The sequence below is a fragment of the Kosakonia sp. Marseille-Q7440 genome (assembly GCF_965119485.1).
Genome location: NZ_CBCPLT010000001.1, coordinates 1,872,591 through 1,899,281 on the forward strand (window position 1 = coordinate 1,872,591; position 26,691 = coordinate 1,899,281).

The 26,691-nt window shown below is 56.0% G+C and carries 24 protein-coding genes; 11 read left to right on the forward strand and 13 right to left on the reverse strand.

The genetic code is table 11. The features are described from left to right. Nucleotides 1-24: 24 nt before the first annotated feature. Entirely contained in the window at nucleotides 25-1,203 is a 1,179-nt protein-coding gene (manA, locus tag ACWPW2_RS08675; protein ID WP_454122449.1) for a mannose-6-phosphate isomerase, read from the reverse strand. A gap of 198 nt (nucleotides 1,204-1,401) precedes the next feature. On the opposite strand from manA, the gene fumA reads away from it, so the two are divergent. Both fumA and fumC read left to right on the forward strand, forming a co-directional pair. Next, entirely contained in the window at nucleotides 1,402-3,048 is a 1,647-nt protein-coding gene (gene fumA, locus ACWPW2_RS08680) for a class I fumarate hydratase FumA (protein ID WP_023481500.1), read from the forward strand. Between the two features lie 150 nt (nucleotides 3,049-3,198). Next, entirely contained in the window at nucleotides 3,199-4,599 is a 1,401-nt protein-coding gene (fumC, locus tag ACWPW2_RS08685) for a class II fumarate hydratase (protein ID WP_454122451.1), read from the forward strand. On the opposite strand, the gene tus is transcribed toward fumC, so the two are convergent. The 3 genes from tus to rstA form a co-directional block, all read right to left on the reverse strand. Beyond that, on the reverse strand, nucleotides 4,596-5,525 hold the full coding sequence (gene tus, locus ACWPW2_RS08690) for a DNA replication terminus site-binding protein (protein WP_454122453.1): 930 nt from the start codon (nucleotides 5,523-5,525) through the stop codon (nucleotides 4,596-4,598). The two genes, fumC and tus, sit on opposite strands and share 4 nt — an antisense overlap. A 76-nt stretch (nucleotides 5,526-5,601) precedes the next feature. Continuing rightward, the gene (gene rstB, locus ACWPW2_RS08695; RefSeq protein WP_023481468.1) at nucleotides 5,602-6,897 is read right to left on the reverse strand and encodes a two-component system sensor histidine kinase RstB; all 1,296 of its coding nucleotides are present in this window, start codon (nucleotides 6,895-6,897) and stop codon (nucleotides 5,602-5,604) included. A gap of 21 nt (nucleotides 6,898-6,918) precedes the next feature. Then, nucleotides 6,919-7,635 (reverse strand): two-component system response regulator RstA, encoded by a 717-nt coding sequence (gene rstA / locus ACWPW2_RS08700; protein WP_023481872.1) that lies wholly within the window; start codon nucleotides 7,633-7,635, stop codon nucleotides 6,919-6,921. Between the two features lie 128 nt (nucleotides 7,636-7,763). Between rstA and ACWPW2_RS08705 the strand changes: the two genes are divergently transcribed. Then, nucleotides 7,764-8,099 carry a GlpM family protein gene (locus ACWPW2_RS08705; RefSeq protein ID WP_023481682.1) on the forward strand — a complete coding sequence of 112 codons (336 nt, stop codon included), beginning with the start codon at nucleotides 7,764-7,766 and terminating at the stop codon, nucleotides 8,097-8,099. A 2-nt stretch (nucleotides 8,100-8,101) separates the two neighbouring features. Here the strand turns inward: ACWPW2_RS08705 and ACWPW2_RS08710 are convergent, their stop codons facing one another. Both ACWPW2_RS08710 and ydgH read right to left on the reverse strand, forming a co-directional pair. Continuing rightward, nucleotides 8,102-9,484: an amino acid permease gene (locus ACWPW2_RS08710; RefSeq protein ID WP_023481701.1), complete on the reverse strand. Its 1,383-nt coding sequence runs from the start codon at nucleotides 9,482-9,484 to the stop codon at nucleotides 8,102-8,104. Between the two features lie 198 nt (nucleotides 9,485-9,682). Then, a complete protein-coding gene (gene ydgH, locus ACWPW2_RS08715; protein ID WP_023481762.1) occupies nucleotides 9,683-10,627 on the reverse strand; it encodes a DUF1471 family protein YdgH in 945 nt (314 codons plus the stop codon). 492 nt (nucleotides 10,628-11,119) lie between these two features. On the opposite strand from ydgH, the gene pntA reads away from it, so the two are divergent. The 3 genes from pntA (at nucleotide 11,120) to ACWPW2_RS08730 (ending at nucleotide 15,272) form a co-directional block, all read left to right on the forward strand. Further along, nucleotides 11,120-12,652, forward strand: coding sequence for a Re/Si-specific NAD(P)(+) transhydrogenase subunit alpha (pntA, locus tag ACWPW2_RS08720; RefSeq protein WP_454122456.1), 1,533 nt, complete (start codon nucleotides 11,120-11,122; stop codon nucleotides 12,650-12,652). 10 nt (nucleotides 12,653-12,662) lie between these two features. After that, on the forward strand, nucleotides 12,663-14,051 hold the full coding sequence (gene pntB / locus ACWPW2_RS08725; RefSeq protein ID WP_124968425.1) for a Re/Si-specific NAD(P)(+) transhydrogenase subunit beta: 1,389 nt from the start codon (nucleotides 12,663-12,665) through the stop codon (nucleotides 14,049-14,051). Between the two features lie 108 nt (nucleotides 14,052-14,159). After that, a complete protein-coding gene (locus ACWPW2_RS08730) occupies nucleotides 14,160-15,272 on the forward strand; it encodes a mechanosensitive ion channel family protein (RefSeq protein WP_454122459.1) in 1,113 nt (370 codons plus the stop codon). A 29-nt stretch (nucleotides 15,273-15,301) separates the two neighbouring features. Here ACWPW2_RS08730 and uspE read toward each other — a convergent pair whose 3' ends face one another. The 3 genes from uspE to ogt all read right to left on the reverse strand — a co-directional run bounded on the left by uspE (nucleotide 15,302) and on the right by ogt (nucleotide 17,875). Beyond that, nucleotides 15,302-16,252, reverse strand: coding sequence for a universal stress protein UspE (gene uspE / locus ACWPW2_RS08735; RefSeq protein WP_270220826.1), 951 nt, complete (start codon nucleotides 16,250-16,252; stop codon nucleotides 15,302-15,304). Between the two features lie 145 nt (nucleotides 16,253-16,397). Then, nucleotides 16,398-17,150 (reverse strand): fumarate/nitrate reduction transcriptional regulator Fnr, encoded by a 753-nt coding sequence (gene fnr, locus ACWPW2_RS08740; protein ID WP_023481718.1) that lies wholly within the window; start codon nucleotides 17,148-17,150, stop codon nucleotides 16,398-16,400. A gap of 209 nt (nucleotides 17,151-17,359) precedes the next feature. Continuing rightward, entirely contained in the window at nucleotides 17,360-17,875 is a 516-nt protein-coding gene (gene ogt / locus ACWPW2_RS08745; protein WP_454122462.1) for a methylated-DNA--[protein]-cysteine S-methyltransferase, read from the reverse strand. Nucleotides 17,876-18,332: 457 nt separating this feature from the next. Between ogt and smrA the strand changes: the two genes are divergently transcribed. Beyond that, nucleotides 18,333-18,896, forward strand: coding sequence for a DNA endonuclease SmrA (gene smrA / locus ACWPW2_RS08750; RefSeq protein WP_023481817.1), 564 nt, complete (start codon nucleotides 18,333-18,335; stop codon nucleotides 18,894-18,896). Here the strand turns inward: smrA and umuC are convergent. Both umuC and umuD read right to left on the reverse strand, forming a co-directional pair. Continuing rightward, on the reverse strand, nucleotides 18,893-20,146 hold the full coding sequence (gene umuC, locus ACWPW2_RS08755) for a translesion error-prone DNA polymerase V subunit UmuC (protein ID WP_454122464.1): 1,254 nt from the start codon (nucleotides 20,144-20,146) through the stop codon (nucleotides 18,893-18,895). The genes smrA and umuC overlap by 4 nt on opposite strands. Next, entirely contained in the window at nucleotides 20,130-20,510 is a 381-nt protein-coding gene (gene umuD / locus ACWPW2_RS08760) for a translesion error-prone DNA polymerase V autoproteolytic subunit (protein ID WP_023481366.1), read from the reverse strand. Before umuD ends, umuC begins: the two co-directional genes overlap by 17 nt. A gap of 232 nt (nucleotides 20,511-20,742) precedes the next feature. Here umuD and ACWPW2_RS08765 point away from each other — a divergent pair, with 232 nt between their 5' ends. The 4 genes from ACWPW2_RS08765 (at nucleotide 20,743) to ACWPW2_RS08780 (ending at nucleotide 25,143) form a co-directional block, all read left to right on the forward strand. Continuing rightward, nucleotides 20,743-21,813: an AI-2E family transporter gene (locus ACWPW2_RS08765; protein ID WP_023481574.1), complete on the forward strand. Its 1,071-nt coding sequence runs from the start codon at nucleotides 20,743-20,745 to the stop codon at nucleotides 21,811-21,813. A gap of 397 nt (nucleotides 21,814-22,210) precedes the next feature. After that, entirely contained in the window at nucleotides 22,211-22,567 is a 357-nt protein-coding gene (gene mdtJ / locus ACWPW2_RS08770; protein ID WP_023481606.1) for a multidrug/spermidine efflux SMR transporter subunit MdtJ, read from the forward strand. After that, nucleotides 22,554-22,883 carry a multidrug/spermidine efflux SMR transporter subunit MdtI gene (gene mdtI, locus ACWPW2_RS08775; RefSeq protein ID WP_054803877.1) on the forward strand — a complete coding sequence of 110 codons (330 nt, stop codon included), beginning with the start codon at nucleotides 22,554-22,556 and terminating at the stop codon, nucleotides 22,881-22,883. The genes mdtJ and mdtI overlap by 14 nt, the downstream gene beginning before the upstream one ends. A gap of 97 nt (nucleotides 22,884-22,980) precedes the next feature. Beyond that, complete coding sequence (locus tag ACWPW2_RS08780; RefSeq protein ID WP_454122467.1) at nucleotides 22,981-25,143, forward strand: putative bifunctional diguanylate cyclase/phosphodiesterase; 2,163 nt, start codon at nucleotides 22,981-22,983, stop codon at nucleotides 25,141-25,143. Nucleotide 25,144: 1 nt separating this feature from the next. Here the strand turns inward: ACWPW2_RS08780 and ACWPW2_RS08785 are convergent, their stop codons facing one another. Both ACWPW2_RS08785 and asr read right to left on the reverse strand, forming a co-directional pair. Continuing rightward, on the reverse strand, nucleotides 25,145-25,975 hold the full coding sequence (locus ACWPW2_RS08785) for a trypsin-like serine peptidase (RefSeq protein ID WP_023481653.1): 831 nt from the start codon (nucleotides 25,973-25,975) through the stop codon (nucleotides 25,145-25,147). Between the two features lie 281 nt (nucleotides 25,976-26,256). Then, on the reverse strand, nucleotides 26,257-26,652 hold the full coding sequence (asr, locus tag ACWPW2_RS08790) for an acid resistance repetitive basic protein Asr (protein ID WP_034814024.1): 396 nt from the start codon (nucleotides 26,650-26,652) through the stop codon (nucleotides 26,257-26,259). Between the last annotated feature and the right edge of the window lie 39 nt (nucleotides 26,653-26,691).

A 26,691-nucleotide genomic window follows, 5' to 3' on the forward strand; every position in this document is an offset into this window, starting at 1 on the left:
ATAGTTGCTTAAAACTTCAGTAACTTAGTCGATTTTATTAAACACGCGCGCTACCCGTCCGGTGCCACTTGCGGCGACCGGTGACTCATCCGCGCCGATAAACGCCGATTCGCCCGCTTTCAGCACCAGCGTCTGCTCACCTTTGCTGAGCACCGCTTCACCTTCGACACAGAAGATAATCGCCGCGCTCTGCTGCGCCAGCGGCGTTTCGTGGGTAGATAAATCGTGCAGCGAGAAGGCAAAGTCAGCCACCGGGATTGGGAAATCGAGGGCGGCATCGTCACGAACCGGTTGCGTCAGCAGGTCATCTGCCGCTTTCGGCGTGAATTTGACGTTCGCCACCAGTTCCGGGATATCAATATATTTCGGCGTCAACCCGGCGCGCAGCACGTTATCGGAGTTGGCCATTACCTCCAGCGCCACGCCCTGCAAATAAGCGTGCGGGGTTTCCGCGAACAGGAACATCGCTTCGCCGGGGTTAAGTTTGACCACGTTAAGCAGCAGCGGTGAGAAGAGGCCGCTGTCGTCCGGGTAGAATTCGGCAATGGTGCGGATGGTGTTCCACGGCTCGCCATGCTCTTTATCAAGCACCGATTTCAGCACCGCCAGCGCGCGGGATTTCTCCTCGTTCTGCATATTGAGCAGCGCGGCAAAAAGCTCGCTCAGGCGATCGGCACCGGGGGCTTGCAAGAAGTGCGCAATGGCGGGGTGCGCACCGGCGACCGGTTGCAGCAGGGAGACGATGTCAGAGAACTCACGAAACGCGTTCATCGCCAGGAAAGGGGTGAGGGCAAAGACCAGTTCCGGCTTGTGGTTAGGATCTTTGTAGTTGCGCTCGGCGGCATCCAGCGGGATACCGGCCGCGTTCTCTTTCGCAAAGCCCAGCTCTGAGTTTTTCTTGTTCGGGTGAACCTGGATTGAGAGCGGTTGGTCAGCGCAGAGCACTTTAAACAGGAACGGCAGTTCGCCAAAGCGCTCAGCCACGGCATCGCCGAGCAGGCGGCGCTTATCGGCCTCGATCACCTCGCGCAGCGCACGGGTTTGCCCCTGTTCGTCCTGCACTTTTGAGCTGCTCTTCGGGTGTGCGCCCATCCACAACTCGGCCATTGGCAGATTGTCCGGATTGGCGATGCCGTAGAGATCCGTTAACGCACTTTTACTACCCCAGGCATAGTTCTGCACGGAGTTGATGAGTTTTTGCATTATCAAGCCCTTTTTGATTAGGAAAATTATCGCGTCATTAAAGCAACAAACCCGGCGGAAGTAATCAGTGAGGGTAAAAAGTCGTACTAGTCTCAGTTTTTGTTAAAAATTTGTGTAGGATAGGTCGACTCGCTTTAACACAGGCTGAGGGATCTCCTGCCTGAACAATAACCAAATCGTGCCGTAAGTGAGAGAACAATGTCGAACAAACCCTTCTGCTATCAGGATCCTTTCCCCCTCGGAGAGGATGACACCGAATACTATCTGCTAAGCCGCGACCACGTCTCCGTTGCTCAGTTCGAGGGGCAGGATATTCTAAAAGTCGATCCGCAGGCGCTGACGCTGCTGGCGCAGCACGCTTTCCATGACGCTTCGTTTCTCCTGCGCCCGGCGCATCAGCAGCAGGTTGCCGATATTCTGAGCGACCCGGAGGCGAGCGAGAACGATAAATATGTCGCCCTGCAGTTCCTGCGCAACTCGGAAATCGCTGCCAAAGGCATTCTGCCGACCTGCCAGGATACCGGCACGGCGATCATCATGGGTAAAAAAGGGCAGCGCGTCTGGACCGGCGGCGGCGATGAAGCCGCGCTGGCGCAGGGCGTTTACAACACCTACACCGAAGATAACCTGCGCTACTCGCAAAACGCGCCGCTGGATATGTATAAAGAGGTCAACACCGGCACCAACCTGCCGGCGCAGATCGATCTCTACAGCGTTGACGGCGAGGCGTATAAGTTCCTGTTTATCGCCAAAGGCGGCGGCTCGGCGAACAAAACCTATCTCTACCAGGAGACAAAAGCGCTGATCACCCCGGCGAAGCTGAAAAACTATCTGGTAGAAAAAATGCGCACCCTCGGCACAGCGGCCTGCCCGCCGTACCACATCGCTTTTGTCATTGGCGGAACCTCTGCGGAAGCGACGCTGAAGACCGTCAAACTGGCCTCGACCAAATATTATGACGCGCTGCCGACCCAGGGTAACGAGCACGGCCAGGCGTTCCGCGATGTGCAGCTTGAGCAGGAGTTACTGCAAGAGGCGCGCAACCTTGGCCTTGGCGCGCAGTTCGGCGGCAAATACTTCGCCCACGATATCCGCGTGATCCGCCTGCCGCGCCACGGCGCATCCTGCCCGGTTGGGATGGGCGTGTCGTGCTCCGCAGACCGCAATATCAAAGGCAAAATCACCCGCGACGGCATCTGGCTTGAGCGCCTTGAGCAGAACCCTGGCAAATACATCCCGGAAGCACTCCGCCAGGCGGGTGAGGGTGAGGCAGTAAAAGTCGATCTCAACCGCCCGATGAGCGAGATCCTGGCTCAGCTGTCGCACTATCCGGTCTCCACGCGCCTGTCGCTGACCGGAACGATTATTGTCGCCCGCGACATCGCCCACGCCAAACTGAAAGAGCTGATGGACAGCGGCGAGCATCTGCCGCAGTACGTAAAAGATCACCCGATCTACTACGCCGGCCCGGCGAAAACCCCGGAAGGGTACGCGTCCGGCTCGCTTGGCCCAACTACTGCGGGACGTATGGACTCCTACGTCGATCAGCTGCAATCCCAGGGCGGCAGCATGATCATGCTGGCGAAGGGCAACCGCAGTAAACAGGTGACGGATGCCTGCGCGAAACATGGCGGTTTCTACCTTGGCAGCATCGGTGGCCCGGCGGCGATCCTCGCGCAAAACAGCATTAAGCATCTTGAGTGTGTCGCCTACCCGGAATTGGGTATGGAGGCTATCTGGAAAATTGAGGTGGAGGATTTCCCGGCCTTTATCCTCGTCGATGACAAAGGGAATGACTTCTTCCAGCAGATCCAGTCTGGCCAGTGCGCCAGCTGCCTGAAATAGTCCCTGCCGCCCTGCGGGGCGGTTTTTTCCCCGTTTTGGCCGTTATAAAGCACGAACTTCACAACAACATTCTAAAAAGCATCAATACTTTTACCTGTTTGCAAGTGAGCCAGTCGAAAACCCTATCACTTTGTACCCAAGGAGAGAGTAATGACAACGCATCGCAGTGAGAAAGATTCGATGGGCGCGATTGACGTCCCGGCAGATAAGCTGTGGGGCGCGCAGACCCAGCGGTCGCTTGAGCATTTCCGTATCTCAACAGAGAAGATGCCGGTCTCGCTGATCCACGCCCTGGCGCTGACCAAACGCGCGGCGGCGAAAGTGAACCAGGATCTGTGCCTGCTGCCGGAAGAGAAGGCGCGCGCAATTATGGCGGCGGCCGATGAGGTGCTGGCCGGGAAACACCCTGAGGAGTTCCCGCTGGCGATCTGGCAGACCGGATCCGGCACCCAGAGCAATATGAATATGAATGAGGTGCTGGCAAACCGCGCCAGCGAGATCCTCGGCGGCGAGCGCGGTATGGCGCGCAAAATCCACCCCAATGATGACGTCAATAAGAGCCAGAGCTCCAACGATGTTTTCCCGACGGCAATGCACGTCGCGGCGGTGATTGGCGTGCGCGAGCAGCTTATCCCGCAGCTTCAGGCACTGAAAAAGACCCTCAGTGAAAAAGCCACCGCCTTTGCCGATATCGTCAAAATAGGCCGTACCCATTTGCAGGATGCAACGCCGCTGACCCTCGGCCAGGAGATCTCCGGCTGGGTGGCCATGCTGGAGCACAATCTTAAACATATCGAACAGAGCCTGCCGCATCTTGGCGAACTGGCGCTCGGCGGCACCGCGGTGGGGACCGGGCTCAACACCCATCCTGAGTATGCCGAACGGGTGGCGAAAGAGCTGGCAAGCTTTACGCAGCAGCCGTTCATTACCGCGCCGAACAAGTTTGAAGCGCTGGCGACCTGCGATGCGCTGGTGCATGCCCACGGCGCGTTAAAGGGGCTGGCCGCGTCGCTGATGAAAATCGCCAACGATGTGCGCTGGCTCGCCTCCGGCCCGCGCTGCGGCATTGGCGAAATTTCGATTCCGGAAAACGAGCCAGGTAGCTCCATCATGCCGGGCAAAGTTAACCCGACCCAGTGCGAAGCGATGACCATGCTCTGCTGTCAGGTGCTGGGCAATGATGTGGCGGTCAATATGGGCGGGGCGTCGGGTAACTTTGAGCTTAACGTCTTCCGCCCGATGGTGATCCATAATTTCCTGCAATCAATTCGCCTGCTGGCCGATGGTATGGAGAGCTTTAATGAGCACTGTGCGGTTGGCATTGAGCCGAACCGGGAGCGTATCGACCAGTTGCTGAATGAGTCGCTGATGCTGGTGACCGCCCTCAATACCCATATTGGCTATGACAAAGCGGCGGAGATTGCCAAGAAGGCGCATAAAGAGGGGCTGACGTTGAAAGCCTCGGCGCTGGCGCTCGGCTACCTGACGGAAGCCGAGTTCGATAGTTGGGTACGTCCGGAATCGATGGTCGGCAGCATGAAGCCAGCCTAATCCGCCACGTAGAGGTGCAGCCGGGGAATAATCGGGGTTAACGGCTGCGCCTGCGGTTTGTAGCGGTGCTGAACGTTATCGGCGTTGTAGTCCAGCAGTTCGCCGACGTCCGGCACCGCGCCGCCATTCTCCTCCGATATCAGCGTGATAATCGGCGTCGGACAGGCGTGCTGCACCTGTTTTTGCGAGCCGGCGTACCAGACGCGGGCGATAGGTTGCACCTTCACCGGGCGTTTGATCTTCAACCGTGCTTTTTGCGGCAGGGCGGCGACATCGTTGTACTCCTGCTGAACGCGTGCCAGCCACTCATCTCTGCTCCAGCCTGCCACCGCGCGCGGTGATTTCAGGCTCTTCTCCAGCTGTGCCAGCACCTCATCGCGGGTGAAATTTTTAATAATATGCTTATTGGCCCAGCCGAAACGGATAGTCGCCGGTGCGCGCAGCAGTGTTAACGTGCGGTAGGCATTGAGGGTAATCAGCCCCGGCAGATGGCGATGTACCCACTCGAAGCGGGCCGTGGGCGCCAGCCCGGATTCCACCGTGACTATCTTTTCAAACGCCTGTTTGAGCGAATTGATGGTGTTAATGCGCGCCTCCAGCGCCTGCAACATCGCGTCACTTCCCTGATAGCAGACCACGCCGGGCAGCCGCACGGCGGCTTTACTGCTGCGATTTTCCGACTGCTGCTGAATAAAAAGGTGGGTGTAGTGGTTGAGTGCGAGGCCGGCCGCCGCTTTGCCGATATGCTGCTTCACCGCGATGGTCGGGAGCGGATCGTGCTCGGCGCCTTTGGCAATCTCCGGCAGGGTAAAGACGCGCGCGACCATCAGGCGGCACTCGCTCAGTTCAGCCTTCAGCGCCGCCAGCTCACGCTCCAGCTGGCGAAAGGTGCTGTTCAGGCGGTCAATCAGATCTAACGGGGCCATATTCCACTCCTGTAGTTACAACATACTTATGGTTTATAGCACAGGAGCCGGGCATTAGCCACTGTGCATTGAAGGGTTAAACAGGAAGCGGAAGGTTATGGTAGATCGGCCACTGGAAAGTAAATTTCGCGCCGCCCAGCTCGCTTTCGTCGCAGCTGACGCTGCCGCCAAAGGCCTGGGCGATAGAGTGCACAATGGCCAGCCCTAAGCCGCAGCCGCCGGTGGCGCGATCGCGGCTCGGGTCGAGGCGCACAAAGGGTTCGAAAATGCGCTCCCGTTCAGCCGGGGCGATACCGGGGCCATCATCCTCTACCGTCATGCTGGCAAGCGATCCCTGGCGCTGCAACGTCACCTTAATCGTCCCTTCGCTGTAGCGCAGGGCATTGTTGACCAGATTATCCAGCACGCGCTCCATCAGGCGCATATCGAGCGCGCCATACTCGTCGCCGGCCTGGCAGTCGAGCAGTAAGCTATGTTGCGGGTTCATGCTGCGCGCATCGTCGAGATAACTGCTGAACCAGGCGGGCAGATCCGGCGTCGTCAGCTGCAATTCGGTCTGTGGGCGATCGAGGCGGGCGTAAGTCAGCAACTCCTCAATCAACCCCTCCAGTTGCCCGATATCGCGGTTCAGCGCGGTGTGCTCCGCCTCGCTGAGATTATCGCTCATCTCCAGCCGGTAACGCAGCCTGACCAGCGGCGTACGTAGTTCATGAGCGATGCCGTCAATTAACTGCTTTTTACTGGCGATTAAGGCGTTGATATTGTCCGCCATCTGGTTAAAAGCGATGCCGAGTCGTTCAAAACTGGAGGCGCTGTCAAAGTGAATGCGCTCCTCAAGATGGCCTTCGCCAAAACGCTGGGCGGCGGACTCCAGCCGCAGCATCTCTTGCCAGTGCGGCCGCATCCAGATAAAGACCGGAAAGGCCAGCGAGATGGCAATCAGCGCCATCAGCCCCATATCCAGTAGCCGCGTTTCATGCAGGAAAAAGAGATAGGGCACCGGGCCGACCGCCAGCACATAGTGGCTGCGCGGAATGCGCTGGATAAAGGTGTATTCCGAATCAAGCGCGACGATATCGCCTTCGCGCAGACGCTGGGCAGCGGCAGGATCGAGGGTGAATTTGTTCATCGGCTCGACCTGCAAATCAAAAGAGAGATTCAGGTCCAGATCTTTTAAGGTCTTTGCCCACTCGTGGGGCGGGATTTCGCGCAGTTCGCTGCGCATCAGGTAGAGCGAGCTCTTCATCAGGTCGTCGAGAGACTGGCGGCCGGCGCGCTCGGCAGTAAATTTATAGACCAGACCGACCAGCATCGTCATCACCAGAAAGCAGACGAACAGCAGAAGGTAAAACTGGACGAACAGCTTTTTCATCGTGACACCTGGTTACGGATTTCAGTTGTCCCACGCATGGGGAGCAAACAGATAGCCTTTGTTACGGACGGTTTTAATACGATAGGGCTCAGTGGCGCTGTCGAGCAGCTTTTTGCGCAGGCGCGAAATTGCCACATCAACACTGCGATCCATCCCGTCGTAGCTTACGCCGCGCAGGTTTTTCAGCAGCGCATCACGATCCATAATTTGTCCCGCGTGGGTGGCAAGCTCCCACAGCAGATCGAAGTCAGCGGTTGAAAGCGCCACCTCAACGCCTGCCAGCAGGACCTGGCGGTTAACGGGGTCAATCGACAACGTGCCGAAGGTAATGGTTTTATGCTGTTTCAGCGATGGCACCGCAGGCTCGGCGGCCGCTGCGCTGCGCTGGCGTAGATGGAGCCGCAGCCGCGCCAGCAGCACGGCGGGCGGAGTGGTTTTCAGAATATAGTCGTTGGCGCCCATCTCCAGCGACAGGATATGGTTCATATCGCTGTCGAGCGAGGTCAGCAGCACAATCGGCCCGGTCCACTGTTTGCGCAGATCGCGGCACAGGGTCATACCATCTTTGCCAGGCAGCATAATATCGAGCAGCACCAGCTCCGGGTTCTCCCGCGCGATCACCTCTTCAGCGCGATCGCCTCTCGGCTCGACAATCACATCCATATCGTGTTTGCCAAGGTACGCGGCAATCAGTGCGCCCACATCCGGGTCGTCTTCTACAAAAACGATCTTATTCATAAGCCAACATGATTAACAAAAACGTCAACATACACCGCCTTGATGGAACCTGCCATTACTCTTTTCTAAACGAATGTGCTTCCGTTATGCTGGCGGTCTATGTTGTTGAAGTGTTAACAGGAAAAATGATGGGCTTGCTGATGAAAGCAGCGATTGGCGCGCTGGTGGTGGTGCTGATTGGTTTGCTGGCGAAGACAAAAAATTACTATATAGCCGGGTTGATCCCGCTCTTTCCCACCTTTGCGATGATTGCGCACTATATTGTCGCCACCGAGCGCGGTGTCGAGGCGCTGCGCACCACCATTATCTTTGGCATGTGGGCGATCATCCCTTACTTTCTCTATCTGCTTTCGCTCTGGTACTTCACCGCTTTTATGCGGGTAGGGCCGGCGCTGGGCTGTGCGGTGATCTGCTGGAGCCTCAGCGCCTGGCTGTTAATCTACTGCTGGAGTCGCCTGCACTGATCTCAGCGCACCAGCATCCAGGTGGCCGGCAGGGCGGCAACCAGCAGCAGGAAAATCAGCACTTTTTCGCGCTGCATCAGCGAGATGGTGTCGTTATGGGTGCTGCGGGCGTAGATAAAGACCAGCAGACCGGGGGCATAGAGCACCACCGAGAGCAGCAGGTGCATCGGGCCGGAGGCATAGAGCAGCCATAAACCGTAAAGGCAAGCCCCAACGGCGACCATGCGGTGCAGCGGACGACGCGCGATTTTCAGCAGGAAAGCACCGACCAGCAGGTAGGGCACAAGGATCATCTCTGAGGCAATGGTCAGCAGAGTGTTGTAATCCGAACCGGTAAGCCAGATCAGCACCAGGCAGATCTGCACGCTGGCGTTGGTCAGCCACAGCGAAGCCGCAGGCGCGCTCTGTTTGTTCTGATGCGCGAAGATACGCGGGAAGGCTTTATGCGTTGCCGCCAGCAGTGGCACTTCCGCCGCCATAATGGTCCAGCTCAGGTAAGCACCGCACACAGAGATAATCAGCCCCGTCGCGATCACCACTTCGCCCCAGCTGCCCAGCAGTTTCACCATCAGCCCGGCCATTGACGGGTTACGCATCTCCGCCAGCTCCGGGCGTGCGACCACGCCGAGAGAGAGCAGCGTTACCAGCAGGTAGACCGTCAGTGCCGCCAGCACCGCCAGCAGCGTTGCGCGGCCAACATCCTGTTTATTACGCGCGCGGGCAGAGACAACCACCGCGCCCTCCACGCCGATAAACACCCACAGGGTGATCAGCATGGTGTTTTTCACCTGCTCCCACACCGGCACGCCAAGCGCCACGCCGCTGAAGTCGAGGGAGAATTTATCGAGGTTGAAGGCCAGCGCCGCCAGCACGACAAACAGCCCCAGCGGTACCAGTTTCGCCAGCGTTGCCGCCAGGTTGATGCTCGCCGCGGTTTGCACGCCGCGCAGCACCAGTGCATGAACAATCCACAGCAGCGCAGAGGCACCGACGATCGACTGCCAGGTGTTGCCATCGCCAAACAGCCGCAATGACGGGCTGTCGGTGAAGAAACTAAGTGCAGAGAAGACGATCACCAGATAGGAGACATTGGCGATCACCGCGCATAGCCAGTAGCCCCAGGCGGAGCAGAAACCAATCAGCTCGCCAAAGCCTTCGCGAGCGTAGGTGAAGATACCGCCATCGAGATCCGGGCGGATGCGGGTCAGGATCAGCATGGCGAAGGCGAGAAGGATGATGCCGACGCCGGTGATCAGCCAGCCGATAATCAGCGCGGCAGGGCTGGCGACTTCCGCCATATTTTGCGGCAGGCTGAAGACGCCCGCACCAAGCATTGAGCTCAGGACCAGCGCAGTTAAAGCGCTAAGGCCAAGTTTCTTTTCCATTGTTATCCTGTCAAAAAAGCAACTCATCCAGAATAATTATTTTGCCGGAGCGCATAAATATGGTGGATATCACTAAGGCGCGGAATTTTACGGAGAGTCGCCAGGGCATGCAATGAGGGCGAGGGGAATTTTGTGAAAAAGTAGATAAAACTGAAAAAAAAGGCGGCTTTCTGCGCCGCCTTTTCCCTGAGCGTCGCCTTATTTATAGAGGTCGGCGCTGATGGTCATGTTGTTGCCGCTTTCAGACCACTGACGCGTGATGTGATAGTACTTCGCGCCTTTCGCGGCGGCACGTTTGGCGACCTGATAAGAGATTTCAGTCATGTTGCCATAGTTGCCGGTGAACTTAACGCTGTCGAAAGGCACCATCTGCGCGGCGGTGATTTTATTCAGCTCTTCAATCTTTTTACCGTCCGGAAGAGTGACACTGTAACGACCGCCGGTAGAAGATTGCGTTTCAAAGAAACGGCCGACGCCGACGCCTGCGGTGGCATCTGACGCTACGCCCGGAATTTCAACGCGCTTCGCCTCTTCACCGCCTTTCGCCAGCGCTGCACGGCCCGCTTCGGAGTCGCGTGGGATCGCGTCTGCGCTCTGAATCACGCGTTTTTTCGCATTGGCTTTATAGATGAAGGCGGTAATCAGCTGGTTGCCGCCCTGGTTGGCATCAACCTGGCGCACGATATAGAACGCATCAGCGCCCTTAGCTTTCGCCGCTTTGCTGATAGCGTCGTTAACTTCAGGCTGGGTGCGGTAGAAACCCTGTACCGTTACGGTATCGTAAGGCTCGAGCGCAATGGCTTTATCTTTTGGATATTCTGTTACGCCATTGATCACGCGATAGGTCGGCTTGTCTGCTTTCGCCGCATCTGCTTTGTAGAGATCGGCGGTGACGCGCTGGTTGCCGCTGTTGTTGGCATCAGAGGTGTCGACAACATAAAAAGAGGCTGCGCCTTCTTTATCTGCACGTTTGGAGACGGCGTTAACCGCATCGCCAATCGCGTTAAAACGTCCGGTAATCACGATGCGATCGTAAGGCTTCACCGCAGCGGCTTGCTCCGGTGTTAACTCTGTCGCGGCGTTAGCAGTAAACGCGGTTGCGGACAGAAGTGCTGACGCCAGGAGGGTGTACTTGAGCTTCATAAAAATAATCCTTCGCCTTGCGCAAACCATAAGTTGTTATTGATAAAACGTCGGTGATTATTGCATTTAAACCGCGCGACTGTCTGCGTCATTTTTTACAGAGTGTGCGCGGCTAAGGGAATAAACCATAACCTTTAGTGATATGTTGAAAAAATAGCCCCTTGACCAGCAAAAGCGATAAAGGTTATGAGTTTTTAAAGTTAATGTAATGTTAAAAGGGATGGTGGGGCGGAGATAAATCATGTTTTGCCGCTTCGCTTAAGCGGAATATCAGCCTTTCCACGTTAATTTAAGTCAAATAACCCTGTCAGCCCGCTTCAGCGCTTAATTTTCACGGATTAGTGCAGCATTTCGCTTTTCTGACGGTGGATCGCAGGCGTTATTTTCAGTAGGTTATAGAAAGTTTGTTACTGTTTTATTTTCCGCACGGCGTTAATAAGCCACCGCGAAAAACGGACAAACCATCTACTAAAACCGATGGAAGGGAAAACTATGCGTATTGGTGTACCTAAAGAGAGGTTGGCCAATGAAACCCGCGTGGCCGCGACGCCGAAAACGGTCGAGCAGCTACTTAAACTGGGTTTCACCGTCGCGATTGAGAGCGGCGCGGGCAAGCTGGCAAGTTTTGACGACGAGGCGTTTGCCCAGGCGGGCGCGACCATTGTCGACGGTGACAATGTCTGGCATTCGGATGTGATCCTGAAAGTGAACGCGCCGCTGGAGGAGGAGATTGCGCTGCTCAATCCGGGCACAACGCTGGTGAGCTTTATCTGGCCTGCGCAAAACCCGGCGCTGATTGAGACGCTGGCGGCACGCAACGTCACGGTGATGGCGATGGACTCTGTTCCGCGCATCTCTCGTGCTCAGTCGCTGGATGCGCTGAGTTCGATGGCGAATATTGCCGGTTATCGCGCGATTGTCGAAGCCGCCCACGAGTTTGGCCGCTTCTTTACGGGGCAGATCACCGCCGCCGGTAAAGTACCGCCAGCCAAAGTGATGGTGATTGGCGCAGGCGTTGCCGGTCTTGCCGCCATCGGTGCGGCCAACAGCCTTGGTGCGATTGTCCGCGCCTTCGATACCCGCCCGGAAGTGAAGGAGCAGGTGCAAAGTATGGGCGCCGAGTTCCTTGAGCTTGATTTTGAAGAGGAAGCGGGCAGCGGCGACGGCTATGCCAAGGTGATGTCGGAAGCCTTTATCAAAGCGGAGATGGAGCTCTTTGCCGCGCAAGCGAAAGAGGTCGACATCATCGTCACTACGGCACTCATTCCGGGTAAATCGGCGCCGAAGCTGATCACCCGCGAGATGGTTGACTCCATGCAGCCGGGCAGCGTGATTGTCGATCTGGCGGCGCAAAACGGCGGTAACTGCGAATATACCGTGCCAAACCAGGTCACCACTACCGCCAACGGCGTCAAAGTGATTGGCTACACCGATCTTCCGGGTCGCCTGCCGACTCAGTCGTCACAACTCTATGGCACCAACCTGGTTAACCTGCTGAAACTGCTCTGCGTTGAGAAAGATGGCAACGTGGCGGTTAATTTCGACGATGTGGTGGTGCGCGGCGTAACGGTCGTGCGTGAAGGCGAAGTGACCTGGCCGGCACCGCCGATTCAGGTCTCTGCCCAGCCGCAGGCCGCACCAAAAGCGGCCCCCGCTGCGCCGAAAGAGGAGCCGGCACCGGCTTCACCGTGGCGTAAATATGCGCTGATGGCGCTGGCGATTGTGCTGTTTGGCTGGCTTGCTGATGTCGCACCGAAAGAGTTCCTTGGTCACTTCACCGTTTTTGCGCTCTCCTGCGTCGTCGGTTTCTACGTCGTGTGGAACGTCTCCCATGCGCTGCATACGCCGCTGATGTCGGTCACTAATGCCATCTCCGGCATTATTGTCGTCGGTGCATTGTTACAGATGGGGCACGGCGGCTGGGTCAGCTTCTTCAGCTTTATCGCAGTGCTGATTGCCAGTATCAATATTTTTGGTGGTTTCACCGTCACTCAGCGCATGCTGAAAATGTTCCGGAAGAACTAAGGGGTAACAAATGTCTGGTGGATTAGTTACAGCTGCATACATTGTTGCCGCGATCCTGTTTATTTTCAGCCTGGCGGGGCTTTCAAAGCACGAAACCTCCCAGCAGGGTAACAACTTCGGTATCGCCGGGATGGCGATCGCGCTGGTGGCGACCATCTTTGGTCCGGATGCTGGCAACGTCGCGTGGATCCTGCTGGCGATGATCATCGGTGGCGCAATCGGTATGCGCCTGGCGAAGCGCGTCGAAATGACCGAAATGCCGGAGCTGGTCGCGGTGCTGCATAGCTTTGTTGGCCTGGCAGCGGTGCTGGTGGGCTTCAACAGCTATCTTGATCACAACCCGGGCATCGATCCGGTGCTGGTGAATATCCATCTCACCGAAGTGTTTATCGGTATCTTTATCGGTGCCGTCACTTTTACCGGGTCGATTGTCGCGTTCGGTAAGCTGCGCGGGAAAATCTCCTCGAAGCCGCTGATGCTGCCGAATCGTCACAAGATGAACCTTGCCGCGCTGGTGGTCTCCTTTGTGCTGCTGCTGGTTTTCGTGCGTACCGACAGCGTTGGCCTGCAGGTGCTGGCGCTGCTGCTGATGACCATCATCGCGCTGGTGTTCGGCTGGCATCTGGTGGCGTCAATTGGCGGGGCGGATATGCCGGTAGTGGTTTCAATGCTTAACTCCTACTCCGGTTGGGCGGCGGCGGCGGCGGGCTTTATGCTCAGCAACGACCTGCTGATCGTCACCGGCGCGCTGGTCGGTTCTTCCGGGGCAATCCTCTCCTACATTATGTGTAAGGCGATGAACCGCTCCTTTATCAGCGTGATTGCCGGTGGGTTTGGCACCGACGGCTCCTCCAGCGGCAGCGAAGAGGAAGCGGGCGAGCACCGCGAAATCAACGCTGAAGAGACGGCGGAGCTGCTGAAAAACTCCCACTCGGTGATCATCACCCCGGGCTACGGCATGGCGGTGGCGCAGGCGCAGTATCCGGTGGCGGAAATTACTGAAAGACTGCGCGCCCGCGGCGTGAAAGTGCGTTTCGGTATTCACCCGGTCGCCGGGCGTTTGCCGGGCCATATGAACGTGCTGCTGGCGGAAGCGAAAGTGCCGTATGACATCGTGCTGGAGATGGATGAGATCAACGATGATTTCGCCGATACCGACACGGTGCTGGTGATTGGCGCGAACGACACCGTTAACCCGGCGGCGCAGGACGATCCGCGCAGCCCCATCGCCGGTATGCCGGTGCTGGAAGTGTGGAAGGCGCAGAACGTGATTGTCTTTAAACGTTCGATGAACACCGGTTACGCCGGTGTGCAGAACCCGCTCTTCTTTAAAGAGAATACGCAGATGCTGTTTGGCGATGCCAAAGCCAGCGTCGATGCCATTCTCAAAGCGCTGTAAGGTTGATGGCTTAACGATACCGCTCTTCGGAGCGGTATTTTTTCGCCCGCAGTAAGGCTTGCCAGAGCGTCTATACTTCTTGCTTGATCTTTTTTATAAGGAGGAAGGATGACGTTTTTGTCACGTTTTGACTTTATATCCATCTTGATGATGCCCTCATTCTGGATTGGTCTTGGTACGGTGGTGATTGTGACGCTGGTTGTCTACTGGCTCTTCACCCACTTACTGAAAATGGTGCTAAAAGGCGCGCGCAACTGGAGTGAAAAGCAGGGCGGCGTCGGCACGCTGCAGCATGTGGTGGTGGATATGCTCAGGCGCACCAGCAAATTCCTGCTCTTTGTGGCGGCGTTACTCTTCAGCCTGCGCTTCGTCGACCTTCCCGATCACCTCTTTAACACCCTCGGGCACGCCTGGTTTTTAGTGCTGGCGATCCAGATCGCGCTCTGGCTTGATCAGGGCGTGGTGTCATGGATGCGCCACCTGATGTACTCCCCTAACACCAGCAAAAACCCGGTCACTATGGTGATTGCCGGTCTGCTGCTGCGCATGATGCTCTGGACGATGATGCTGCTGTCGATCCTGGCAAACGTCGGCGTCAACATTACCGCGCTGGTAGCCAGCCTCGGAGTAGGCGGTATCGCCATTGCGCTGGCGGTGCAAACCATTCTGAGCGACGTTTTTGCCTCGCTCTCCATCGGCTTCGATAAACCTTTTGAGATTGGTGACTTTGTGGTGTTCGGCGACGTTGCCGGTACCATTGAGCATATTGGTCTCAAAACCACCCGTATTCGCAGCCTGAGCGGGGAGCAGATTGTCTGCGGCAACGCCATTCTCTTGCAGCAAACCCTGCATAACTATAAACGTATGCAGACGCGCCGTATCGTCTTCACCTTTGGCCTGGCGCTTACCACGCCGCCGGATAAGCTGCGTAAAGTGGGCGAAATGGTGAAAACCATTATCACCGAAGTGGGCAATACGCGTTTCGATCGCGCCCACTTCCTCGGCTTTGGTACCGATCGGCTGAACTTTGAAGTGGTGCACATTGTTAATTCGGCGGATTACAACACCTACATGGATATTCAGCAGGAGATCAATATCCGCATCATGGAGCAGCTGGCAGCAGAAGGGATTGAGCTGGCGATACCGTGCGTGGTGGTGAAAGGGGGGCTGGCAGTTGAAACGCCCTCCGTAGAGCCGCAGAGTGAACAACCGGCAGTATAAAAAAACCCGCCTCGCGGCGGGTTAGTTGCTTAGTCGTCTTCGTCGTCATCCAGCTCAACGGGCGACTGGTAATCATCCGGTTTGATAACCAGCAAATCGCAGCGCAGGTGATCGATCACCTGCTCTGCGGTATTGCCGAGAAACGCGGCGGAGATACCGGTGCGGCCGATGGTGCCAAGCACCACAATCCCGGCCTGTAAATGTTCCGCCAGGTCCGGGATCACCTCTTCCGGCAACCCTTTCTCGACATGGGTCATTTTCTCATCGATACCAAACTTTTGCCGTAGCGCTTTCATCGCCAGCAGATGCTGGCCGCGAATGGCGTCGTTATAGACGCTCGGATCAAACTCCGGCAGTTCAATCGCAATATTGATAGGGGTGACAGGATAGGCACCGACGAGGTGCACTTCAGTATGGTTGACCTGCTCAGCCAGATGCTGGGTCTCTTTCACCAGCTTCTCATTCAGCGCGTTGTGGTAGATCTCTTCGCTGGCAAGGTTAACGGCAACCACAGCGCGACCGCCTTCTGGCCACGGCTGATCTTTGACCATCCAAACCGGGCAGGGGCATTTACGCAGCAGATGCCAGTCGGTCGGGGTAAAAATCACCGATTCCAGTTTGTCGTGCTGGTGGGTCATCTTCAGCAACAGGTCGTGGCCGCCGGAGAGCACTTCCTGGATAATCGCTTCGAAAGGACGGTTATGCCACACCACTTTGATGTCGATTGGCACACCCGCGTCGAGATAGTATTTCGCCTGTTCGCGGATCCATGCGGTGCGCTGGCTGATAACGCCCTGGCGCATCGCCGTTCGCTCATCGGGGGACAGAAGGGTGGTCATCTCGTATGAGAAGTCGTAAATCGGTAGAAATGCTTTGATCCGACCGCCAATCCGTTGATGCAAATACACGGCACGTCGTAATGCGGGTTGATCGTCCTGATTAGGATCGATGGCGACCAACATATTCTGATACTTAGCCATACAGGGTCTCCTTACATCTGTCACCACTCTCTGACAGTAAAAGATAACCCATATAAGCTGAATGAAACAGCGGAAACCTTTTGCCGGATCAATAAATCAGAAAAATGTAATGAACCGGCAAAAAGGCAAAAGGTGGGGGTAAAAATCAGGCAACGTTACGGGCATGACCCGCCAGCTCAGAGAGCAAATCGCCATTTTCGATGGTGATATATTTCCCTTTCACCGCCAGCATGCCGCTCTTCTGGAAACGACCCAGCAGACGGCTGATGGTCTCAACGGTCAGGCCCAGATAGTTGCCGATATCGCCACGGGTCATGGTCAGACGGAATTCACGCGGCGAGAAACCACGCTGCGCAAAACGACGGGAGAGGTTGTAGATAAACGCCGCCAGGCGCTCTTCCGCGTTTTTCTTCGACAGCAGCAGGATCATATCCTGATCGCCTTTGATCTCACCGCTCATCAGACGCATCATCTGCTGGCGCAGGCTCGGCATTTTACCGGAGAGATCGTCCAGCGTTTCGAACGGGATCTCACACACCATTGAGGTCTCCAGCGCCTGAGCGAAGCTCGGGTGATGGCCGGTACCGATGGCGTCAAAGCCCACCAGATCGCCCGCCAGATGGAACCCGGTGATCTGCTCATCGCCCTGTTCGGTGATGGTATAGCTTTTGATGGTGCCCGAGCGGATAGCGTAGAGCGATTTCAGCTCATCGCCTGCTTTAAACAGGGTCTGACCTTTCTGGATGGGCTTTTTACGCTCAATGATATTGTCGAGCTGATCCAGCTCATGTTCATTAAGAGTAAAGGGGATGCAAAGCTGGCTGATACTGCAATCCTGACAATGGATAGCACAACCGCCAGACTGAATGCGTCGAATAATTCGCTTTTCCGGGATCATAGGTCTGCTCTACGCCGTAATTGATATTGGTCAATTTTAACATCTTTTTATGGCGCACGTAAGCCTGGCAAAACGTCAATTCACCATAAATGAAACAGTGGAGCGAAACGGTAAAGACTTACTTTGTCTCATGTTATTGAATTTCCACTAGTTCACTAAGGCTTTAGCGAGCGAAGTGCATGAAATACATACCAAACAGACCTGTTTTCTCACAATAGTAAGTAGCGTTCATGGCGAAGTAGCCACTCTTTACGCGCCACACCGCCCGCATAGCCGGTTAGCATGCCGTTGCTGCCGATTACGCGGTGGCAGGGGACGACAATACTAATCGGATTGGCACCGTTCGCCGCACCCACGGCACGCGCCGCGCCGGCGCGACCAAGAATTGTCGCCAGTTGACCATAATGCATCACCTGGCCGCAGGGGATGGTGCGCAGCATCTGCCACACTTCGCGCTGAAAAGGGGTACCGCCCGTCGCGGTCGGCAGGGTATCAATCACCGCCAAATCCCCGTCGAAATAGTCCTGCAGTTTTTGGCTCAGCCCGCCTGGGTTACGGGAAGCCAGGCGCTGATACCCTTCGCGGCGATAGTGAATATTCAGCAATTCAACCATCCGGGCATCATGTTCTTCCCACTCGACGGCGCGCAGCTGAAACTGCTCATCGCAGATGACCCACAGCGGGCCAAGCGGGGTGGAGATTTTATCTTCAAGCAGGGTGAGCATCTCGCGTCCTTATCACTTAATAGCGGCGATAATTTAGCAAACAAAAAAATGCTTCACCATACCCTGAAAGGGTGGCAATTTTAGGTGTCAATAAGGAAATAACCCTTAAGAGTTAATTGACGGAGGAAATATAAGGTTACTAACGTTTATTAATTAAAAAAATAGAGCCTGCCGACATCCGTCAGGCTCCAGAGTACACACAAACTGAGCATCCAATCTTTATTTTTTGCACGCGATCCTTGCGCCTTCTTTATATTTATAGCGGCCATAATAATTATTGCCAGTTTTAATCAGTGATTAATTTCACGATTATTTAACAAAGGTTCAGGGTATAAAAAGGCACGCCGTTATACTCTTTTTATAACCCCTTGTGCCTACGCGTAATTTGCCCACAGCATTGAGAAGCGCTCCTGTGCCAGCTATAGTACTTCAGCAGATGTTGCTGGAGGACTGCCCCATGAACCCGGATGAAAAATCGCTGTTTCTTGACGCCATGGAGGATGTCCAACCCCTGAAGCGCAGTGCCGATGTGCACTGGCACCCGAACCATAAATCCCGACCATTGCAGCGCATTGACACCCTGCAGCTCGATAATTTTCTGACCACCGGTTTTCTTGACCCGGTTGCGCTCGATACGCCGCTGGAGTTTCGCCGCGAAGGGCTGCAAATCGGCGTGCTTGATAAACTGCGGCTCGGCAAATATAGCCAGCAGGCGAGCCTGAACCTGCTGCGCCAGCCCGTCGAGCAGTGCCGGCAGATGCTGTTTAGCTTTATGCATCAGAGCCGTAAGGATGGGCTGCGCAATGTGTTGATCATTCACGGAAAAGGGCGCGACGAAACCTCGCACGCCAATATCATCCGTAGCTACCTGGCGCGCTGGCTGCCGGAGTTTGAGGATGTGCAGGCGTTCTGCCCGGCGTTGCCGCACCACGGCGGCAGCGGCGCATGCTATGTCGCCCTGCGCAAATCCGAGCAGGCAAAGCAGGAGAACTGGGAGCGGCACGCCAAGCGCAGCCGCTAGCCGACAAGCGGAACATCCGCTAAGCGTGTGGTCCAGGCGGGGGAGAGCAGGGAGCGCTTCATCCTCCAGCCCGGCGTAACGCCCTGGCCGGCAAACCATAATTTATTTCCCTTCTTATTAAGCGTGTCTAAAACATTCATTAGCGATTCGCTATTTTCTCGCGGAGTAAATTCATCGAATAAATTAAGTTGCGCAACGCCTTTACTAAAAAAATCCCCCAGCATAACGCCCGCTTTTTGATATCTCGGCCCTTGCTTCCAGATAATATCCAGGCTACGCGTTGCTGCCGCAATAATATCGCGGGTGTCATGGGTTGGCGTTAGCAAACGTATGCCTGCGCTGTTGCTGTAATAAGGTTCGTCGTCATCGTGCGGGCTACTCTTAATAAAAGCACCGACATAGCGGCAATATTGACGATCCGCGCGCAGTTTTTCAGCGGCCCGCGCTGCCCAGGTGCAGATGCCTTCGCGCACCGATGCGTAGTCACTGACGCGATCGCCAAAGGAGCGGGAGCTGATGATCTCATGCTTCGCCGGCGCGAATTCAGCAAATCCAAGACAGGATTCGCCGCGCAGTTCACGTACCGTTCGCTCCAGCACGACGCTGAAGTTTTTGCGGATAAGCCATAAATCGCTCTGTGCCAGCTTGAGCACGGTATCAATACCCATCGCCTCCAGCCGCTTGCTCAGATGGCGGCCAATCCCCCACACTTCGCCTACCGGCAGGGCGGCCATCAGCTTTAGCTGCTGCGCCTGGCGCGACAGATCCACCACGCCGCCGGACGCCTGCGGCCACTTTTTTGCGGCGTGATTCGCCAGCTTGGCCAGCGTCTTTGTCGGCGCAATGCCGACGCCGACGGTAAGCATGGTGCGCTGATAAATGGCGTTACGCAGGGTGCGCCCAAATTCGCGCAGCTGTGGAATGCCGGTCAAATCCACAAACGCTTCATCGATGCTGTAGATATCCACCGCCGGACAGAGCTCCTCCAGCAGCGTCATCACACGATGGCTCATATCGCCATACAGCGCGTAGTTACTGCTGAACACCGCCACGCCGTGACGCTCCATCAGCGCTTTCTGCTTGAAGTAGGGGTCAGCCATCGTGATGCCGAGCGCTTTGGCTTCGGACGATCGGGAGATGACGCAGCCATCGTTATTGGATAACACCACCACCGGCTTCCCCGTTAAATCGGGCCGGAAGACGGTCTCGCAGCTGGTATAGAACGAATTAACATCAACGAGCGCGTACATGATGGCGGGGCGGCAAAGTGATCACGGTCGTCACGACGCCAACAATATGCGCGCCTTCCTCTTCATCGATCCTGATCGGCGGATAAGCGGGGTTATCCGCCACCAGCTGCGGATAAGGCCGCAGCCGCAGGCGCTTTACCATAAAACCGCTTAACAGGCGGGCGACAACGATATCGCCATCGCCCGGTTGCAGGCTGGTATCAACCAGCAACAGCGACCCTGGCAGGATCGCCGCCTCGCACATGGCATCACTGGAAGCCCGCATCACATAGGTGGCCGACGGGTGGGCAATCAGGCTGCTCACCAGGTCGATCGCATCTTCAATGTAGTCCGCAGCCGGACTCGGAAAAGCGCTGGTAGTCATAATGGGTGTCGATCTTTTATTATTACTGTATATAAATACAGTATCGCTGTTCGCACGAAAGGATCAAGCCCCTGAAGCAAGGATCATTGAAAGATCCTGATGATATTGGCAGTTTTTTGCACAATCATTTTCAGCGTGCGCGCGGCGGGCTGTGTGTTTTGCCGGTTAATGCTTTTGCAATCAAAGGGTAAGCCACTACACTTAGAGGGAATCTTTCCATTGGACGGTCCGCATGACAACGCTCAAGAGCAACAACTTCTTTTTTACCATTTTGTTATTACTGGTCAGCGTGGCGTTTTTCACCCTGATCCAGCCTTACTACTCCGCCATTATCTGGGCGGTGATCCTGGCATTGATCTTCTATCCGCTGCGCACAAAGCTCACCGCGCTACTGCGCGGGCGAAACGGTATCGCCTCGCTGATCACCGTGCTGCTGATCTGCATCCTCGTCTTTATTCCGATGATGATCGTGCTCTCGTCGCTGGCGGTAGAGATCAACGCGCTCTATCAGCGCCTGCAAACCAACGCGACGGATCTGCCGCAGCTGTTAAGCAACGGCATTGCGCACCTGCCGGAGTGGGCGAAACATGCGCTGCGGGAAAACAATTTTGATTCGGTAGACGCTATCCGCGAAAAACTCTCCGGTGTGGCACTCAGCGTCGGGCGTTATCTGGCGGGCAGCGCGGTGATTATCGGTAAAGGGACGCTGGGGCTAACCATCAGCTTCTCACTGATGGTCTATCTGCTCTTTTTCCTGCTAAAAGATGGCGCTGCGCTGGTGAAGAAGATCTACGAGGTGATGCCGCTGTCGGCCAAAATCAAACGCCGTCTGTTCCTGAAATTTGCCGGTGTGGCGCGCGCGACGGTAAAAGGAACGCTGGTGGTGGCGATTGCGCAGGGCGCGCTGGGCGGGATTGGCTTCTGGTTCGCTGGCCTGAGCGGCAGCCTACTGTGGGGCGCGCTGATGGCGTTCCTGTCGCTGATCCCGGCGGTCGGTACCGCGCTTATCTGGATCCCGGCGGTGATCTTCCTCTACTCCACGGGCGAGCTGCTCACTGCCACGCTGCTGACCCTCTACTTTGTGATTGTGGTCGGGCTGGCAGATAACCTGCTGCGTCCGCTGCTGGTGGGGAAAGATACCCGTATGCCGGACTACCTGATCCTGCTCACCACCCTTGGCGGTCTGCAATTCTTCGGCATCAACGGCTTTGTGCTTGGGCCACTGATCGCAGGGCTGTTTATCTCCTCCTGGAACTTGCTGGCAGAAGCGCGTGCCAATGCGCTTAATACGCCGCAGGAATAAAACGTAATCCGCTGCCGGAAATAAACCGGCAGCGTTCGTTTACTCTTCGTTTAATTAATTTGGTGAGCGGTAAAGAATTGCAAATACTTTGAGTAAAATCTTAGCTTGTGCTAAATATAAGGCATGTACAACAACTGAGGACAATTTTTAACCGCCACGAAGAGAAGCAATGCGCGGTAAATTGTAAAAATATGGACATTCGGTTCAGTAGTCTTACCCCCTGTTTTTCACTTCCTGTCTCCTTCTGCTGCCCGCCTGCGGGCGAACAATACTGGCGCACTGCGCTGTAGTCCTCTCCTGCCCGATCCGGCGCCCTGTGCGCAACTGTTAATTTTTTTACGGTTTTCCGCTATGCGGTAAATCGCAAGGATCTCTATTCTCAAGCAGGAGAAAAAATATGATTTACTGGATTTTATTAGCGATGGCGATTGTCTCGGAAATAACCGGCACGCTATCTATGAAATGGGCAAGTATTAACGACAGTCACAGCGGTTTTATTTTAATGCTGGTGATGATCACCTGTTCCTATATTTTCCTGGCGTTTGCGGTAAAAAAAATCGCCCTCGGCGTGGCCTACGCATTATGGGAAGGTGTCGGTATTGCCATTATTACGCTGTTTAGCGTGCTGCTGTTTGATGAACCCCTCTCACCGTTGAAAGCGGCGGGTCTGGTGGCGCTGGCGCTCGGTATTGTGCTGATCAAGTCCGGCACGCGTAAGGCCCCACGTCAGGAGCAGGGTCATGTTACTGCTTGAGTGGGTGCACGCGTTATGGCTGGCGATGGCCATTATTCTGGAAATTGTCGCCAACATCTTTTTAAAACTTTCTGACGGCTTTCGTCGCAAACTCTATGGTTGCGGATCGTTAGTGGCGGTGCTGGCGGCGTTCAGCGCGCTGTCGCAGGCGGTAAAGGGGATCGATCTCTCCGTCGCCTATGCGCTGTGGGGCGGGTTTGGTATCGTGGCGACGCTCGCCGCCGGCTGGATCCTCTTCGGCCAGCGCCTCAATGGCAAAGGCTGGATCGGCCTGGCGCTGCTGCTTATTGGGATGATGCTGATAAAACTTGCCTGATGTGATATTGCCCGCGTTTGCGGGCAACGAAATTTGTGGGCTGTATTACGCTTAGAGGACAATAACAAACGTTACGGGACACCAGTAAGGGTCGTCGATGCTCAATCCGCTAAGCTGGCGCAATATTCCCACAGCAAGAACGCTCTTTGTGATGATTTTTCTGGCGGGAGTGAGCTTAATCATCTCCGTCGTTGCGCTCCTCTATCTCTCACTGCACCTGATTAGCAGCAAAGCGAATGAAATCGACGAGCACCGCGCGGCGCTCGCCGTGCAGGGGGCAATTCAGACTTCGGTCAACAGGATGCGATCTCTCGGCCTCGATAACGCGGTGTGGGATGAAGCGGTGCGCGTCGTCTACCGCACGCCGATGGATACCGGCTGGCTCTACAACACCTGGGGCGCGGGCTTTAAAGTCGATAATCTTTATGACGGCACCTTTGTGCTGGATGAACACTTTGCAGTGGTGTGGGGGGCGTTTCGCAGCCAGCCTTTTACCGAGCGCAATCTCGCCTTTTTTGGTGACGGGCTGGCGGCGCTTATTCGCAACCATGCCGCGGCGTTGCAGCAGGGCAAGGACATTTTCGCCGGTATCACCCGCACACAGCGGGGGGTAGCATTTGTCAGCATAGGCCTGATCCGCCCGGTATCGGGGCGGCTTGAGAAGCAGGGCAGCGCGCGTCGTTACTTAGTGATGACCCGTCATCTTGATGATGAACTGCTCAGCGAACTCGGCAGCACCTTTCAGATCCAGAACCTGCGACTGTCGTCGCAAAATACCCCAGCGAGCAGTATCCCGTTACATGGATCTGCAGATGAATTCCTCGGTTATATGAGCTGGAAACCGCACTTACCTGGCGCGGAAGCGGCAGACGCGGCGGCAGACGATATTCGCCAGATCGCGATGCTCGCCTCGGGTCTTATTCTGCTGTTTATTGTGCTGAGCAGCGCCGGGCTTTATAAGCTGGCGAAAGGGGAGAAGCTGGCGCGCAGCATTGCGCTAACCGACTGGCTCAGCCGTCTGCCTAACCGACGCGCGCTGATTGAGCAGTTAGATCAGTGGAGCGAGTGGGGCAACAGCGATCTAATCAGCGTGGTGTTTATCGATCTTGATGGCTTTAAAGATGTGAACGATATCTATGGTCATGACGTGGGTGACCGGCTGATCGTCACGATTGCGCAGACGTTGCAGGAAAAAGTACCGGCCGACGGCATGCTGGCGCGCATGGGCGGGGATGAGTTCGCCATGACCCTGAGCGGGCCGTGGTCGGTTGAAAAAGCCGCCGACTTTGCGCAAACGGTGCTCGACTACTTCCGCGCACCGGTGCGCATTGGCAAACGTTCGCTGCATATCAGCGCCAGCATCGGTATCGCCAGCGGAACGCTGGTGGAATGCTCAAGCTCCGAGCTGTTCCGCCGGGCCGATATCGCCATGTACCATTCGAAAATGTGCGGCAAAGCGCGGATGACGCACTATGACGCCGCACTAAACAGCGCCCGCGAGCGCCAGCTGATGATTGAAAACGATATTCGTGACGGGCTGGAGCGCGAAGAGTTTGACGTCTGGTATCAGCCGATTATCGATGCCCGTAGCGGCAAGATGAACGGCGTTGAAGCGCTGGCGCGTTGGCCGCGGCGTCCGGATGGCGAGCTGAAACCGGACGAGTTTATCCCGATTGCTGAAACCAGTGGCCTGATTTACGCGCTGGGGCAGTTTGTCCTGCGTCGCGCCTGCCGCGATCTCTATCCGCAGGCGGGGCTCAAACTGTCGGTTAATATCTCTCCCGCGCAGTTTCGCGACCCGGAGTTTGAAGACAAAGTGGCCCAGGTGCTGGAGACCTGCCGCTTTCCGGCGCAGCGCCTGCAACTGGAGGTGACGGAAACGTACGTGCTGGAGAACCCGGAGCGCGCGCAGGCGGCGATTGCCAACCTAAAAGCGCTGGGCACGGCGGTGGCGCTCGATGATTTCGGCACCGGTTACTCCAGCATCGGCTACCTGCGGCGCTTTAATTTCGACACCATCAAAATTGATAAATCCCTTGCCGGATTAGTGGATAACGATGAGCAGGCGTCAGCATTAGTAAGCGGCACAATCCGCATTGCCAGCGCGCTGGGGATGCAGGTCGTAGCGGAAGGGGTGGAAAACGAAACGCAAATGGCGCTACTGCGTGATGCGGGCTGCGATCAGTTGCAGGGCTTCTACTTTAGCGCACCGATGCCGCTGGAGAGGCTGCTACAACAGCATCACCAGCGGCAGGAGTGAGTTACTGCACCGTATCGCTGGCCAGCGCGTCCAGCTTGTCACGAAAACCGGTCACCGCAATCGCGCGGTTATCGGCGCGCCAGCGATCTTTTGCCGCCGGGGCTGAGCTTTGCACGGCGATCAACTGCCAGCCCTCATCGGTTTTTAACATCAGCGGTGAGCCGCTATCGCCCGGCAGCGTATCGCACTGATGCGACAGCACGCTGCTCTGCGCCCAGCCCGTCACAATACAATCCTGGTGGCTGAAGAGATTATCCAGATGATCTTGCGGATAACCCGCCTGCGTCACTTTGCGGTTGGCCGCCTTCAGCGCGGCGGTAAGCGCCTCTTTATCGCCGCTAAACAGCGGCAGCGGCGTAATGCCGGAGGGCGGATAGCGTAAAACGATCAGCCCAAAATCCCATGAGGCAGCCGAGGAGGGGACAATCCACCCTTCGCCGTCGGCCTTCAGGCGTCGACCCAACGAGGCATCAACGCGCCCTTCAATACCGTGGATCTCATAGCGCCAGATCCCTTTTTGCGACACAAAGCGCAGCGCTATCGCTTTATCGACTTTGCCGCGCGGCGGCGTCAGCAGACAGTGCCCGGCGGTTAAGGCGAGATGCGGGGAGATAAGCGTGGCGGTGCAGAGATTGCCGCTGGCGGTCTCGAGCTGACCTATCGCATCCCACGGTGCGGTGGTCGGTGACGCGACACGGACACGATCGTCATGCCCAAAAAAGAGGGTTTTTATATCCCTGGCGCTAACCGCGTCCTCATCGCCATCATCAGCATGTCCAACAGCGGAAAACAAAAGCAGCGGTCCCAGCAACAGCACAACGGTTCTTCGCATAGTACTCTCAGGTGGGGAAATTATGATTATTAAGGTCGAGCCATGAGTAATAAATATAGACGGGACGCATAGAAAGCGGGAGTAAAATCAGCGTGCTACATCAATAAAGATAAAAACGGAGGGCGATAAGCGCGCAGAGAATTAACATCATCAGGATAACTTCAAAACGATAACGTCGCAGCATGCTCAGGCCTCCAGAGAAAAACGGCGCTTCACCCGAAGGGCTCAGCGCCGCGTTTTAGCACGGCGCTCATGGCGAGCGCCGGTTACAGACACGTGGCTTATGCAGCCGGCTGTGCAGCCGGTTTAGCAGCAGTGTGTTTTACGTGTTTGTGGTGTTTTTTAGCAGCCTGGGCTTTCTGCTCTACAGCCGGTTTAGCGGCTGCTTTTTTGTGGTGCTTTTTAGCAGCCTGGGCTTTCTGCTCAGCAGCCGGTTTAGCGGCAGCTTTCTTGTGCTGTTTTTTAGCAGCCTGAGCTTTCTGCTCAGCGGCTTTTTTGTGTTTCTTGTGGTGAACTTTCTTCGCCGGAGCAGCTTTAGTGTCAGCAGCAGCCGGAGCAGCGGTAGTGGTAGTCGGCGCAGCAGCCGGCGCCTGAGAGGTGGCAGCGGTGTCAGCAGCGAAAGCAGCAGAAGACAGACCCATTGCAGCGGCAACAACCAGAGCTAATACTTTTTTCATTCCGATATCCTCGAATTAGTTTCTTCATTCAACCCCACT

Bases quoted from the DNA above. Each gene is read 5' to 3' on its own strand.
- tus (WP_454122453.1), bottom strand. From the start codon at position 5,525: ATGGCCCCGTTAGATCTGATTGACCGCCTGAACAGCACCTTTCGCCAG.
- ogt (WP_454122462.1), bottom strand. From the start codon at position 17,875: ATGCTCACCCTGCTTGAAGATAAAATCTCCACCCCGCTTGGCCCGCTG.
- umuC (WP_454122464.1), bottom strand. From the start codon at position 20,146: ATGTACGCGCTCGTTGATGTTAATTCGTTCTATACCAGCTGCGAGACC.
- ACWPW2_RS08765 (WP_023481574.1), top strand. From the start codon at position 20,743: ATGACAACGCTCAAGAGCAACAACTTCTTTTTTACCATTTTGTTATTA.
- umuD (WP_023481366.1), bottom strand. From the start codon at position 20,510: ATGACTACCAGCGCTTTTCCGAGTCCGGCTGCGGACTACATTGAAGAT.
- ACWPW2_RS08785 (WP_023481653.1), bottom strand. From the start codon at position 25,975: ATGCGAAGAACCGTTGTGCTGTTGCTGGGACCGCTGCTTTTGTTTTCC.
- fnr (WP_023481718.1), bottom strand. From the start codon at position 17,150: ATGATCCCGGAAAAGCGAATTATTCGACGCATTCAGTCTGGCGGTTGT.
- uspE (WP_270220826.1), bottom strand. From the start codon at position 16,252: ATGGCTAAGTATCAGAATATGTTGGTCGCCATCGATCCTAATCAGGAC.
- ACWPW2_RS08780 (WP_454122467.1), top strand. From the start codon at position 22,981: ATGCTCAATCCGCTAAGCTGGCGCAATATTCCCACAGCAAGAACGCTC.
- pntB (WP_124968425.1), top strand. From the start codon at position 12,663: ATGTCTGGTGGATTAGTTACAGCTGCATACATTGTTGCCGCGATCCTG.
- manA (WP_454122449.1), bottom strand. From the start codon at position 1,203: ATGCAAAAACTCATCAACTCCGTGCAGAACTATGCCTGGGGTAGTAAA.
- smrA (WP_023481817.1), top strand. From the start codon at position 18,333: ATGAACCCGGATGAAAAATCGCTGTTTCTTGACGCCATGGAGGATGTC.
- rstA (WP_023481872.1), bottom strand. From the start codon at position 7,635: ATGAATAAGATCGTTTTTGTAGAAGACGACCCGGATGTGGGCGCACTG.
- asr (WP_034814024.1), bottom strand. From the start codon at position 26,652: ATGAAAAAAGTATTAGCTCTGGTTGTTGCCGCTGCAATGGGTCTGTCT.
- fumA (WP_023481500.1), top strand. From the start codon at position 1,402: ATGTCGAACAAACCCTTCTGCTATCAGGATCCTTTCCCCCTCGGAGAG.
- ACWPW2_RS08730 (WP_454122459.1), top strand. From the start codon at position 14,160: ATGACGTTTTTGTCACGTTTTGACTTTATATCCATCTTGATGATGCCC.
- rstB (WP_023481468.1), bottom strand. From the start codon at position 6,897: ATGAAAAAGCTGTTCGTCCAGTTTTACCTTCTGCTGTTCGTCTGCTTT.
- mdtJ (WP_023481606.1), top strand. From the start codon at position 22,211: ATGATTTACTGGATTTTATTAGCGATGGCGATTGTCTCGGAAATAACC.
- ydgH (WP_023481762.1), bottom strand. From the start codon at position 10,627: ATGAAGCTCAAGTACACCCTCCTGGCGTCAGCACTTCTGTCCGCAACC.
- fumC (WP_454122451.1), top strand. From the start codon at position 3,199: ATGACAACGCATCGCAGTGAGAAAGATTCGATGGGCGCGATTGACGTC.
- ACWPW2_RS08710 (WP_023481701.1), bottom strand. From the start codon at position 9,484: ATGGAAAAGAAACTTGGCCTTAGCGCTTTAACTGCGCTGGTCCTGAGC.
- mdtI (WP_054803877.1), top strand. From the start codon at position 22,554: ATGTTACTGCTTGAGTGGGTGCACGCGTTATGGCTGGCGATGGCCATT.
- ACWPW2_RS08705 (WP_023481682.1), top strand. From the start codon at position 7,764: ATGGGCTTGCTGATGAAAGCAGCGATTGGCGCGCTGGTGGTGGTGCTG.
- pntA (WP_454122456.1), top strand. From the start codon at position 11,120: ATGCGTATTGGTGTACCTAAAGAGAGGTTGGCCAATGAAACCCGCGTG.